Origin of the sequence: Micromonospora inyonensis (assembly GCF_900091415.1) — a bacterium.
Lineage (GTDB): Bacteria > Actinomycetota > Actinomycetes > Mycobacteriales > Micromonosporaceae > Micromonospora > Micromonospora inyonensis.
Window position 1 is genome coordinate 2,554,913 of record NZ_FMHU01000001.1, and the last position, 12,005, is coordinate 2,566,917.

Annotated in this window: 11 protein-coding genes and 1 tRNA gene; 11 read left to right on the forward strand and 1 reads right to left on the reverse strand. The window is 70.5% G+C overall.

From position 1 onward, the window contains the following. Positions 1–208 precede the first annotated feature (208 nt). The 3 genes from GA0074694_RS11560 (at position 209) to GA0074694_RS11570 (ending at position 3,147) form a co-directional block, all read left to right on the forward strand. Positions 209–2,011 (forward strand): ABC-F family ATP-binding cassette domain-containing protein, encoded by a 1,803-nt coding sequence (locus GA0074694_RS11560; RefSeq protein ID WP_091456788.1) that lies wholly within the window; start codon positions 209–211, stop codon positions 2,009–2,011. A gap of 112 nt (positions 2,012–2,123) precedes the next feature. Further along, entirely contained in the window at positions 2,124–2,579 is a 456-nt protein-coding gene (locus GA0074694_RS11565; protein WP_091456791.1) for a DUF4383 domain-containing protein, read from the forward strand. A 97-nt stretch (positions 2,580–2,676) separates the two neighbouring features. After that, positions 2,677–3,147, forward strand: a complete 471-nt coding sequence (locus tag GA0074694_RS11570) for a DUF4383 domain-containing protein (protein WP_091456794.1) — start codon at positions 2,677–2,679, stop codon at positions 3,145–3,147. 76 nt (positions 3,148–3,223) lie between these two features. Here GA0074694_RS11570 and GA0074694_RS11575 read toward each other — a convergent pair whose 3' ends face one another. After that, the gene (locus tag GA0074694_RS11575; protein ID WP_091456797.1) at positions 3,224–3,910 is read right to left on the reverse strand and encodes a TetR/AcrR family transcriptional regulator; all 687 of its coding nucleotides are present in this window, start codon (positions 3,908–3,910) and stop codon (positions 3,224–3,226) included. Positions 3,911–4,310: 400 nt separating this feature from the next. Between GA0074694_RS11575 and GA0074694_RS11580 the strand changes: the two genes are divergently transcribed. The 8 genes from GA0074694_RS11580 (at position 4,311) to GA0074694_RS11615 (ending at position 11,905) form a co-directional block, all read left to right on the forward strand. Continuing rightward, positions 4,311–4,381: transfer RNA gene (locus GA0074694_RS11580), tRNA-Gln, on the forward strand. Positions 4,382–4,454: 73 nt separating this feature from the next. After that, positions 4,455–5,981, forward strand: coding sequence for a bifunctional UDP-N-acetylglucosamine diphosphorylase/glucosamine-1-phosphate N-acetyltransferase GlmU (glmU, locus tag GA0074694_RS11585; RefSeq protein ID WP_091456802.1), 1,527 nt, complete (start codon positions 4,455–4,457; stop codon positions 5,979–5,981). Between the two features lie 39 nt (positions 5,982–6,020). Then, complete coding sequence (locus GA0074694_RS11590; RefSeq protein ID WP_091456805.1) at positions 6,021–7,001, forward strand: ribose-phosphate diphosphokinase; 981 nt, start codon at positions 6,021–6,023, stop codon at positions 6,999–7,001. A 312-nt stretch (positions 7,002–7,313) separates the two neighbouring features. Continuing rightward, positions 7,314–8,003: a 50S ribosomal protein L25/general stress protein Ctc gene (locus GA0074694_RS11595; RefSeq protein WP_091456807.1), complete on the forward strand. Its 690-nt coding sequence runs from the start codon at positions 7,314–7,316 to the stop codon at positions 8,001–8,003. A gap of 111 nt (positions 8,004–8,114) precedes the next feature. Further along, positions 8,115–8,705 carry an aminoacyl-tRNA hydrolase gene (gene pth, locus GA0074694_RS11600; RefSeq protein ID WP_091456810.1) on the forward strand — a complete coding sequence of 197 codons (591 nt, stop codon included), beginning with the start codon at positions 8,115–8,117 and terminating at the stop codon, positions 8,703–8,705. A gap of 80 nt (positions 8,706–8,785) precedes the next feature. Beyond that, positions 8,786–9,625 carry a 3'(2'),5'-bisphosphate nucleotidase CysQ gene (locus GA0074694_RS11605; RefSeq protein WP_091456814.1) on the forward strand — a complete coding sequence of 280 codons (840 nt, stop codon included), beginning with the start codon at positions 8,786–8,788 and terminating at the stop codon, positions 9,623–9,625. Positions 9,626–9,698: 73 nt separating this feature from the next. After that, positions 9,699–10,610: a sulfate adenylyltransferase subunit CysD gene (gene cysD, locus GA0074694_RS11610; RefSeq protein WP_091456818.1), complete on the forward strand. Its 912-nt coding sequence runs from the start codon at positions 9,699–9,701 to the stop codon at positions 10,608–10,610. After that, positions 10,610–11,905, forward strand: coding sequence for a sulfate adenylyltransferase subunit 1 (locus tag GA0074694_RS11615; RefSeq protein ID WP_091456645.1), 1,296 nt, complete (start codon positions 10,610–10,612; stop codon positions 11,903–11,905). The genes cysD and GA0074694_RS11615 overlap by 1 nt, the downstream gene beginning before the upstream one ends. Positions 11,906–12,005: the final 100 nt, after the last annotated feature.

A 12,005-nucleotide genomic window follows, 5' to 3' on the forward strand; every position in this document is an offset into this window, starting at 1 on the left:
TGGCGCGGCAGGGCACGGCGCGGCAGGGCGGCGCGGCAGGGCACGGCGTGGGGCGGGAGGGCACGGCGCGGAACGGCACGGCGCGGGGCGGCGTGGCACGGCGTGGCACGGGGCCGGTGGGCGGGACGGTCGGGGCGGCTACGCTTGGGGCCGGCGTCCCGTGGTGCCCGTCCGGCACCGGGGCGCCTTGATCATGAAAGGTGGGGGAGTGGCCAACATCGTCAACCTGGACCGGGTGTCCAAGGGGTACGGCGCCGCCGGGCCACTGCTCACCGACGTCTCGCTCGGTCTCGACGACGCCGACCGGATCGGCGTGGTCGGGCTCAACGGGGCCGGCAAGTCCACCCTGCTGCGGATGCTCACCCGGCAGGAGGAGCCGGACGACGGCCGGGTCACCCACCGGCGCGACCTGCGGGTCGCCTGGCTGCCGCAGACCCTGACGCTCGCCCCGGACGCTACCGTGCGGGACGTGGTCCTCGGCACCGCCTGGCTCGGCGAGAGCATGGGCGCCGAGCACGAGTGGGCCGGCGACGCCGGGGTCCGGGCCATCCTCGACGGCCTCGGCATGCCACACCTCGGCCTCGACCAGCCGGTCGGTCCGATGTCCGGTGGCGAGCGACGCCGGGTGGCGCTGGCCGCGCTGCTGGTCCGGGAGTCCGACCTGCTCATCCTCGACGAGCCCACCAACCACCTCGACGTCGGCGGCGTCGACTGGCTGGCCAGGTATCTCGTGGGGCGGAAGGGCGCGCTGGTCGTGGTCACCCACGACCGCTGGTTCCTCGACGCGGTCTGCACCACCACCTGGGAGGTCGCCGACCAGACCGTCCGCGCCTACGAGGGCGGCTTCGCCGCCTGGACGCTCGCCCGCGCCGAGCGGGAACGGGTCGCCGCCGCCACCGAGGCCCGCCGGCAGAACCTGCTCCGCAAGGAGATCGCCTGGCTGCGGCGCGGCCCGCCGGCCCGGACCTCCAAGCCCCGGTTCCGGATCGACGCCGCCAACGCGCTGATCGCCGACGTGCCACCGCCGCGCGACACCATGTCGCTGCAACGGTTGGCCACCGCCCGGCTCGGCAAGCAGGTGTACGACCTGGAGCACGTCGACCTGCACGCCGGCCCCAAGGAGATCCTGCACGACGTCACCTGGCAGGTCGGGCCCGGCGACCGGATCGCCATTCTCGGCGCGAACGGGGCCGGCAAGACCACCCTGTTGCGGATGCTCGCCGGGGTGACCCGCCCGGACGGCGGTCGCCTGGTCACCGGTTCCACGGTCCGGCCGGCCTTCCTCTCCCAGGAGCTGGCCGAACTCCCCGGCCACCTGCGGGTGCTGGAGGCCGTGGAGGAGGTCGCCCGCCGGGTGCAGCTCGGCGACCGGGAACTCTCCGCCGCCCAGCTCGCCGAGACCTTCGGTTTCGACGACCGGCGGCTCTGGACGCCGGTCGGCGACCTCTCCGGCGGGGAGCGGCGCCGGCTCCAGATGCTCCGCCTGCTCGCCGCCGAGCCGAACGTGCTCCTCTTCGACGAGCCCACCAACGACCTGGACACCGACACCCTGGCCGCCCTGGAGGACCTGCTCGACTCCTGGCCCGGCACGATCGTCGTGGCCAGCCACGACCGGTACCTCGTCGAACGGGTCACCGACGTGGTCTACGGGATGTTCGGCGACGGCCGTCTGGTGCACCTGCCCGGCGGTGTCGACGAGTACCTCGCCCGGGCCGCCGGGCGGGCCGCGCCGGCTCCGGCCCTCACCAGCGCCACGACGTCCACCGCCTCCGCCGCCGCCGGTATGTCCGCCGCCGAGGCCCGGCAGGCCCGCAAGGAACTCGCCCGGCTGGAACGGCAGATCGGCAAGCTGGAGCAGAAGGAGGCCGCTCTGCTCGACCAGCTCGCCGCGAACGCCACCGACTACGCCCGGGTCGCCGACCTCGACGCGCAGCTCAAGGAGGTACGCGCGGAGCGGGAGCGGACCGAGGAGTCGTGGCTGGGCCTCGCCGAGGAGATCCCGGAGAGCTGACCACGTCCGGCCGCCCACGGTCACAAAGGCGGGGTCCGTTGCGGCGTCACCACACGGTATGCGGGAGAATCACTCACGAACCCCTCAACCGACCGGCGTTGGAGACTCAGACATGGCCCACACCCCCGTCAACCACCCCGCGCGGCCGATCTACCGGGCGATCGGCGGGCTGACCGGTCTGTACCTGGTGGTCTTCGGTGTCCTCGGTGTCGTCACCACGATGGGCGACGAGCTCTTCGCCCAGGATGACACCAAGGTCCTCGGCCAGGGGACGAATCTCGGATTCTCCCTCCTCACCATCGTGATCGGCGCCGCCGTGCTGGCCGGCACCGCCCTCGGCCGCAACCGCGACGTCGCGATCAACCAGTGGACGGCGTACGGGCTGTTGGCGCTCAGCCTCTTCGAGCTGGCCTTCCTCCAGACCGACGTCAACATCTTCAACTTCACCATCGCCACCGTGATCGTGACCATGGTCCTCGGCCTGGTTCTGCTGATGGTCGGCATGTACGGCAAGGTCGGCACCGAGGAGGACCAGAAGGCCTGGCAGGAGGCCCGGCTGCTGCTCTGAGGCGATTCCGGCACCGGCCTCGGCGGTTCGTCGGACACCCTCCCCCGTTCCGGGTGACAATCCGCAGAGATTGCTCCCGGATTCGGAGGAGGGTGTCATGCCGCACTTCCCGGTCAACCATCCGGCGCGCCCGCTCTACCGGGTCTTCGCCGGCCTCGTCGGCTTCTACATCCTGGTCTTCGGTGTCTGGGGCGTCGTGCAGACGTGGGGCGAGCCCCTCTTCGACCGGGGCAGCCACTGGGCCCTCGGGCTACGCACCAACCCGGCCTTCTCGCTGGCCTCGGTGCTCTTCGGCATCGTGCTGCTGATCGGCGCGTCCCGCCGGAGCAACCTCGGGCACTACATGAACCTCACGGCCGGGGTGGTCTTCATGGTCACCGGTGTGTTGATGATGAGCGTGCTCCAGACCGACGCGAACATCCTGAACTTCTCGATGTCCACGGTCATCGTCTCGATGGTCTTCGGGCTGCTGCTCCTCGCCACCGGCCTCTACGACAAGGTCGGCCCGCCCGAGTACGCCGAGAGCGAACGACGCGAGCGGAACCACGTCATCACCGGTCCCCGCTGAGCGGGCGGCCGGTCCAGCTCCGGGCGGCGGCGACGCGGACGCACCGTTCCCACCACGGGGCCGTCGACGGCCCGCCTCACCGACCGCGCACGGTGATCATCCCCGGCTTCGCCTCCAGGTGCGACAGGCCGTTCCAGGCCAGGTTGACCAGGTGCGCGGCGACCGTCTCCTTGCGTGGCCTGCGCACCTCCAGCCACCAGCGGCCGGTCAGCGCCACCATGCCCACCAGCGCCTGCGAGTACAGCTCCGCCAGCTTCGGGTCGTACCCCCGGCTCTTGAACTCGGCGCCGAGGATGTGCTCCACCTGGTGCGCGACGTCGTTGAGCACGCTGCTGAAGTTGCCCGTGGCGGAGAGCAGTGGCGATTCCCGGACCAGCACCCGGAAGCCGCTGGCATCCTCCTCGATATAGCTGAGCAGCGCCATGGCCGCCTGCTCCAGCAGCTCCCGTGGGTGGCCGGCGGTCAGCGCCGTGGTGATCCGGTCCAGCAGGGAGCGGACCTCCCGGTCCACCACCACCGCGTAGAGGCCCTCCTTGCCGCCGAAGTGCTCGTAGACCACCGGCTTGGAGACCTTCGCTCTCGCCGCCACCTCCTCTATCGAGGTCGCGTCGAAACCACGCTCGGCGAAGATCTGCCGTGCGATCGAGATGAGTTGCTCACGACGCTGGGCCGCGGGCATCCGTACCCGGGGCACCGGTTTCGCCGATGGCGGCACGGCCCGCCGTCGGGCCGGACCGCTGTCGCCGTCGGGGACGCTCGCCATGTCATCACCTCGCGGACGCTCGGTGACGCCCTGTCGTGGAACGGTGCCCCCGCTGGGCGCGTTCACCTGCTCGCGCCGTTGGCGCCGGTCCGGATCGCGGTCCTGGAAGGACCGACCGTACCCGGAGGGCGCCCCCTCGGCGCGGCTCCCGGGCCGCCCGCGTTCGCCCCCGCTGCGCTCGGTCACCCGGCAATACTGCCAGGTTCCCGTGGGGCGGCATCGATCGGTTTACCGCTCCCCGGTCGGGTTTGCGCAGTTTGGCAGCGGTCTGCTCCGGTACACGGCGCCTCCCGGGACCCGCGCCCGGAAGATCGGCGGGAATGAGCGATGAGCATCCGGAGTCGGGGCGCTAAGGTGTAGGGAGCGTTGCGGGCCGCGGGCTTTTGTCCGCTTCAGACCTTCCCGGGTCGTCTAATGGCAGGACGTCAGGTTTTGGTCCTGATTGTAGGGGTTCGAGTCCTCTCCCGGGAGCTTGTACACATGAGCGGATGATGCGTGGTTAGCATGGCCGCAGACTGTCCGACTGCCGACGGGAGCATTCGTCGTGTCCCAGCCGCACCCCCGCATCGTTGTCGTGCTCGCCGCTGGTGAGGGCAAGCGGATGAAGTCGGCATTGCCCAAGGTGCTGCACCCGCTGCTGGGCCGCACCCTTGTCGGCCACGTCCTGACCGCCGCCGCGCCGCTGCGCGCGGAGCGCACGGTCGTCGTGGTCGGGCACGGTGCGGACCAGGTCCGGGCGCACCTGGCCGAGGTCGCCCCGGAGGCGACCCCGGTCCTCCAGGCCCAGCAATTGGGCACCGGGCACGCCGTCCGCATCGCCCTGGAGGCGGTCCCCGACGCGACCGGCACGGTGGTCGTGATCAACGGCGACGTGCCGTTGCTCCGGCCGGAGACGGTGGCGGCCCTGGTCGGGGCGCACGAGGACGCGGGTGCCGCGGCGACCGTGCTGGCCGCCGAGGTGCCCGACCCGACCGGCCTCGGGCGGATCGTCCGCGACTCCACCGGCCGCCTCGAGCGGATCGTCGAGGAGCGGGACGCCACCCCCGGGGAGCGGGCGATCCGCGAGATCAACGCCGGCATCTACGCCTTCGACGTGGTGCGGCTGCGGGATGCGCTCGGCAAGCTCTGCACCGACAACGACCAGGGCGAGGAGTACCTCACCGACGTCTTCGGGCTCTTCGCCTCGGCCGGTGAGCCGGTGGCGGTGCACGTCGCCGCCGACCACGTCGAGACCCTGGGCTGCAACGACCGGGTCGAGCTGGCCGGGCTGCGCCGGCTGCTGCGGGACCGGGTGAACGAAAGCTGGATGCGGACCGGTGTCAGCCTGCTCGACCCGGAGACCACCTGGATCGACGTGACGGTCACCCTGGAGCGGGACGCGGTGATCGACCAGAACACCCAGCTCAAGGGTGCCAGTGTGGTCGGGGCCGGTGCGCTGGTCGGGCCGGACGTCACGCTGGAGGACACCGTGGTCGGCGCGGGGGCGACGGTGGTGCGCAGCCACGCGGTGGGCGCCGAGGTCGGTCCCCGGGCCAGCGTCGGCCCGTACGCGTACCTGCGCCCGGCGGCGAAGCTGGCGGAGAAGGCCAAGGTGGGCACCTTCGTCGAGGTGAAGAACTCCGAGATCGGGGCCGGCTCCAAGGTCCCTCACCTCACCTACGTCGGGGACGCCACCATCGGCGAGCAGAGCAACATCGGCGCCGCGACGGTCTTCGTGAACTACGACGGGGTGAGCAAGCACCGCACGGTGATCGGCAGCCACGCCCGGACCGGAGCGGACAACATGTTCGTCGCCCCGGTCGAGGTGGGCGACGGGGCGTACACCGCCGCCGGCTCGGTCATCGTGGAGGACGTGCCGCCGGGAGCGATGGGAGTGGCCCGGGCGCGGCAGCGCAACATCACGGGTTGGGTGGCCATGCGCCGCGCCGGTACGGCCGCCGCAGAAGCCGCACGGCGGGCCACGGAGGCTGCTTCCGGACAGGGGCCGGGCGCGCGCGAGGGTGAGGCAATCCACGGCGGTGCCGAGCCGGTTCGGACGGCCGGCGGCGAGGTAGATACTGCAACCGAGTAGTCCCGGACCACCACCTCTACCCACGGGAGCAGACGGGCCATGGGCAGCATCGTCGCCGAAAACCGCAAGAGCATGATGCTCTTCTCTGGACGAGGGTTTCCGGAGTTGGCCAGGGAGATCGGTGAGGTGCTCGGCGTCGCGCCGACTTCCGCCGACGCGTACGAGTTCGCCAACGGCGAGATCTTCGTACGGTACAAGGACTCGGTACGTGGGTCGGACGCGTTCGTCGTCCAGTCCGTGACGCACGGGGTCAACACCTGGGTCATGGAGACCCTGATCATGGTCGACGCGCTGAAGCGCGGTTCGGCCAAGCGGATCACCGTGGTCCTGCCGTTCTACCCGTACGCGCGGCAGGACAAGAAGCACCGGGGCCGGGAGCCGATCTCGGCCCGGCTGATCGCCGACCTGCTCAAGACGGCGGGGGCGAACCGGATCCTCACCGTCGACCTGCACACCGCGCAGATCCAGGGGTTCTTCGACGGTCCGGTGGACCACCTCTTCGCGATGGACATCCTCGCCGAGTACGTCGAGCGCAAGTACGCGGGCCGGCCGATGACCGTTGTGGCGCCGGACTCCGGCCGGGTGCGCGTCGCGGAGCGGTGGACCGACCGGCTGGGCGGCTGCCCGCTGGCCTTCATCCACAAGACCCGGGATCCGATGAAGCCGAACCAGGTGGTGGCGAACCGGGTGGTCGGTGACGTCGAGGGCCGGGTCTGCCTGATCGTCGACGACATGATCGACACTGGCGGCACGATCGCCAAGGCGGCCGACATCCTCCACGAGTCGGGTGCGGCCGACGTCATCGTCGCCTCCACGCACGCCCTGCTCTCCGACCCGGCCACCGAGCGGCTGAAGAACAGCCCGATCAGCGAGGTGGTGGTGACCAACACGCTGCCGCTGCCGCCGGAGAAGCAGCTCGACAAGATCACCGTCCTGTCGATCGCGCCACTGCTGGCCCGGGCCATCCGGGAGGTCTTCGACGACGGGTCGGTGACCACCCTCTTCGGTGGGCTGAGCTGACGAAAGCGGCGGCGGGGTGCGGGCCCCGCCGCCGGTGCGGCCCACGTCGCGCCACCGTTCCCCGCCGGCCCCGGGCCGGCGGGGCGGTGAAGTGTGGGGACTGGTGAAGAGCCCGGAATGCGCTCGGGTAGACTGGTCCGGTTGCCACGGCGAGGGTGCCCTGCGGGCTGCTGAGAAGCGCCGCACGGAGGCACCGTCATCGACGCGGTGCTCCGGGCAGTCGTTCAGACGCATGCGCCCCAGCGAGCCCCTCGCCCCAGCACCGCCAGACGACTAAAAGCCGCCGCAGCGAAAGCATTCAGGAGTTTCCCCGTGTCCGAGGTAAAGATCAGCGCCGAGCCCCGCACCGAGTTCGGCAAGGGTGGTGCCCGTCGTACCCGCCGGGCCGGCAAGGTGCCCGCCGTGCTGTACGGCCACGGCGAGAAGCCCAAGCACATCGCGCTCCCGGCCCGCGAGTTCGCCGCGGCGATCCGTAAGGGTGGGGCCAACCAGCTCTTCGCCATCGAGGTCAGCGACGGCACCCAGGTGCTCGCGCTGCCGAAGGCGATCCAGCGTGACCCGATCAAGGACACCTTCGAGCACATCGACCTGCTGCTGGTCCGTCGGGGCGAGAAGGTCACCGTCGAGGTGCCGGTGCAGCTGACCGGTGACGCCGCGAAGGACACCCTGATCGTGCACGACCACGACACCCTCACGGTGACCGCCGAGGCCACCAAGGTCCCGGATCACCTGGAGGCCTCCATCGAGGGCCTTGAGGCCGGCACCCAGGTCACCGCCGCCGACGTCGAGCTGCCGGCCGGTGTCGAGCTGGTCGCCGACCCGGAGCTGTCGGTCGCCGCGGTGACCGCCGCGCCGACCGCCGAGCAGCTCGAGGCGACCCTGCCCGAGACCGAGGCGACGCCCGTCGAGGCCGAGGTCGCCGAGGGTGAGGCGGCCGAGGGTGCCGAGACCCCGGCCGCCGAGGGCGAGGAGACCCCGGCCGAGGGGCGCACCGAGGCCTGATCGAAGCCGTGTGGCAGGCGTCCCCGATCGCTTCGGGGGCGCCTGTCGTCGTATCACGGCCAGCGGAACCGGCGGAATGCCGCCGTGGTTGTCGGGACGGGAGGGCGGTACGTGACGGACGAGGACCGGCCGTGGCTGGTGGTCGGCCTGGGCAACCCGGGCCGGGAGTACGCCGGTCACCGGCACAACGTCGGCTTCATGGTGGCTGATCTGCTCGCCAGCCGGGTGAGTGGCAGGTTCGGGCGGCACCGGCGGGCGATGGCCGACGCCGCCGAGGGGCGGCTCGGGTTCGGCGGGCCGAAGCTCGTGCTGGCCAAGCCACTGACGTACATGAACCTCTCCGGTGGCCCGGTGGCCGCGCTGGCCCAGTTCTACAAGATCCCTCCGGCGCAGGTGATCGCCGTGCACGACGAGCTGGACATCGGGTACGGCCAGCTGCGGGTGAAGTGCGGTGGCGGTGAGGGTGGCCACAACGGCCTGCGTTCCATGACGAAGTCGCTGGGGACCAAGGACTACGTCCGGGTGCGCTTCGGTATCGGTCGCCCGCCGGGGCGGCAGGACCCGGCCGACTATGTCCTGTCCGACTTCTCCAGCGTCGAGCGCAAGGAGCTGGAGTTCCTGGTCGACCGGGCGGCGGATGCGGTCGAGTCGGTGATCAGCCGGGGCGTCGAATGGACGCAGAACGCCTATCACGGCAGCTGAGCCGGGCGGGCCGTGCCGACGGGGGTGCCGGCGGCCGGTAGTCTGCGGCTTTGGCGTGGCCCGAACGGCGGGAGTGTGGCATGGGCAGTCCTCCGATGATCGACGGTGCGTTCGCCCGCTGGTTGGCGGCACGGGCCGGGCAGGCCCTGCTGGACCTCCGGGCCGAGCTGGGCTTCACCGACCAGGGCGCGTTGAAGGCGGCCGGGGACAAGATCTCGCACGATCTGATCCGTACCGAACTGGCGCGTTGGCGCCCGGCGGACGCGGTGCTCTCCGAGGAGGACGAGGGTTCCCGCCTGGCCTGGGCGGCCGAGGTGAAGACGGACGCGGTCTCCCGGCTCACCGCCGACCGGGTGTGGATCATCGACCCGTTGGACGGGACCCGGGAGTTCTCCGAGGAGGGCCGGTCGGACTGGGCGGTGCACGTGGCGCTCTGGGCGCGCAACGGGTCCGCCTCGCACGGGCTGGTCGCCGGGGCGGTGGCGCTGCCGGCGCAGCACCGGGTGCTCGGTACCGACCAACCGCCCGCGTACCCGCCGATGACGGTGGAGGCCGCGACCGCGCGGGGCGGACGGACGCTGCGGCTGGCGGCCAGTCGCAGTCGCCCGCCGGTCTTCCTGACCGACCTGGCCGAGGACATCGGTGCGGAGTTGGTGCCGATGGGGTCGGCGGGGGCGAAGATCGCGGCGGTGGTGACTGGTGAGGTGGATGCGTACATCCACGCCGGGGGGCAGTACGAGTGGGACTCGGCCGCGCCGGTGGCTGTGGCGACGGCCACCGGACTGCACGCTTCCCGGATTGACGGATCTGCGCTGAAATACAACGAGGCGGATCCGCGCCTGCCTGACCTGCTGGTCTGTCGCAAGGATCTCGCCAGCCGGTTGCTTGCAGCGCTGCAGAGGCATTCCGGGGTAGCCTGACCCGACTTCCTGAGGTGTCCGACCGGAAAGGTCTGGAATCCATGAGCCGATCCGCCCGAAGCGGGCCCGTGTCATGACCGCCCCTACGGCCTACCGCGTCTCCCACCTGGACGCGTTGGAGGCGGAGAGCATCTTCGTGATGCGTGAGGTGGTGGCGGAGATGGAGCGGCCGGTGCTGCTCTTCTCCGGTGGCAAGGACTCGATCGTGATGCTCCGGTTGGCGGAGAAGGCGTTCGCTCCGGCGAACATCCCGTTCCCGGTGATGCACGTCGACACCGGCCACAACTTCCCCGAGGTCCTGGAGTACCGCGACCAGCGGGTCGCCGAGCTGGGTCTCCAGTTGATCGTGGCGAGCGTCCCCGAGGCGCTGGAGCGCGGCCTGGTCCGGGAGAGCCCGGACGGCACCCGGAACCGGATCCAGACGCCGGTGTTGCTGGACGCGGTGGAGAAGCACCGGTTCGATGCGTTGTTCGGTGGGGCGCGTCGGGATGAGGAGAAGGCGCGGGCGAAGGAGCGGGTGTTCTCGTTCCGGGACGAGTTCGGGCAGTGGGATCCGAAGAATCAGCGTCCGGAGTTGTGGTCGTTGTACAACGGTCGGCATCATGCGGGTGAGTCGATTCGGGTGTTTCCGTTGTCGAACTGGACCGAGTTGGATGTGTGGCACTACATCGCTCGGGAGCGGATCGCGTTGCCGTCGATCTACTTCGCGCACGAGCGTGAGGTGATCGAGCGGGACGGCATGCTCTACGCGGTGAACGAGTTCATCCAGCCCCGGGCCGGCGAGGAGCGGTTCAAGGCGCGGGTGCGGTACCGGACCGTCGGCGACGCCTCGTGCACGGCTGCCGTTCGCTCCGACGCGGACTCGGTGGAGTTGGTGATCGAGGAGGTCGGGGCGACCCGGGTCACCGAGCGGGGTGCGACCCGGGGGGACGACCGGGTGAGTGAGGCCGCCATGGAGGACCGCAAGCGGGAGGGCTACTTCTGATGAGTGCCGAGACGATCGCCCCGGAGACGTCGGCCCGCCCGATGGACCTGTTGCGCTTCGCCACCGCCGGCAGCGTCGACGACGGCAAGTCGACGCTGATCGGCCGGTTGTTGTATGACACGAAGTCGTTGTTCACGGATCAGTTGGAGGCCGTGGAAGCGGTTTCGGCGGCGCGGGGTGACGAGTACACGAACCTGGCGTTGTTGACCGACGGGTTGCGGGCGGAACGGGAACAGGGCATCACGATCGATGTCGCCTACCGGTACTTCGCGACCCCACGGCGGAAGTTCATCATCGCCGACACCCCCGGGCACATCCAGTACACCCGGAACATGGTCACCGGCGCGTCGACCGCCGACCTGGCCCTGATCCTCGTCGACGCCCGTAAGGGCCTGGTCGAACAGTCCCGCCGCCACGCCTTCCTGTGCAGTCTGCTCCGCGTCCCGCACCTCGTGCTCTGCGTCAACAAGATGGACCTGGTCGACTGGTCCCAGGACGTGTTCGACCAGATCGCCGACGAGTTCACCGCCTTCGCCGCCAAACTCGACGTCCCCGACCTCGCGGTCGTGCCGATCTCCGCGCTCAAGGGCGACAACATCGTCACCCGATCCGAGAACACCCCCTGGTACGAAGGCCCCTCCCTGCTCCACCACCTGGAGCACGTGCACATCGCCTCCGACCGCAACCTCGTCGACGTGCGGTTCCCCGTCCAGTACGTCATCCGCCCCCAGTCGACCACCGTCACCGACTACCGCGGCTACGCCGGGCAGGTCGCCTCCGGCGTGATCAAACCCGGCGACGAGATCATGGTCCTACCGTCCGGGTTCACCTCCCGCATCGCAGCCGTGGACACCGCCGACGGACCCGTCGCCGAGGCGTTCCCACCCATGTCCGTCACCGTCCGCCTCACCGACGAGATCGACATTTCCCGCGGCGACATGATCTGCCGACCCAACAACGCCCCCACCCCCACCCAGGATGTGGAAGCGATGGTCTGCTGGATGGACGAGACCCGACCGTTGCAGATCGGCGGCCGGTACACCATCAAACACACCACCCGCACCGCCCGCGCGATCGTCCGGGACCTGCACTACCGCCTCGACATCAACACCCTGCACCGCGACGACACCGCCACCGAGTTGACACTCAACGAGATCGGCCGGGTCCGACTCCGCACCACCGTGCCACTCCTCGCCGACGAATACCGCCGCAACCGCACCACCGGCGGATTCATCATCATCGACGAAGCCACCAACCGCACCGTCGCCGCCGCCATGATCGTCGAAACCACCTAACCCCCACCCCGGATGCAGGGGGCCCTTCCTCACCAAAAACCGGTAGGAAGGGCCCCCTGCAACCACCCGAACAGCGCACGACACTTACCACGCAGCGCTG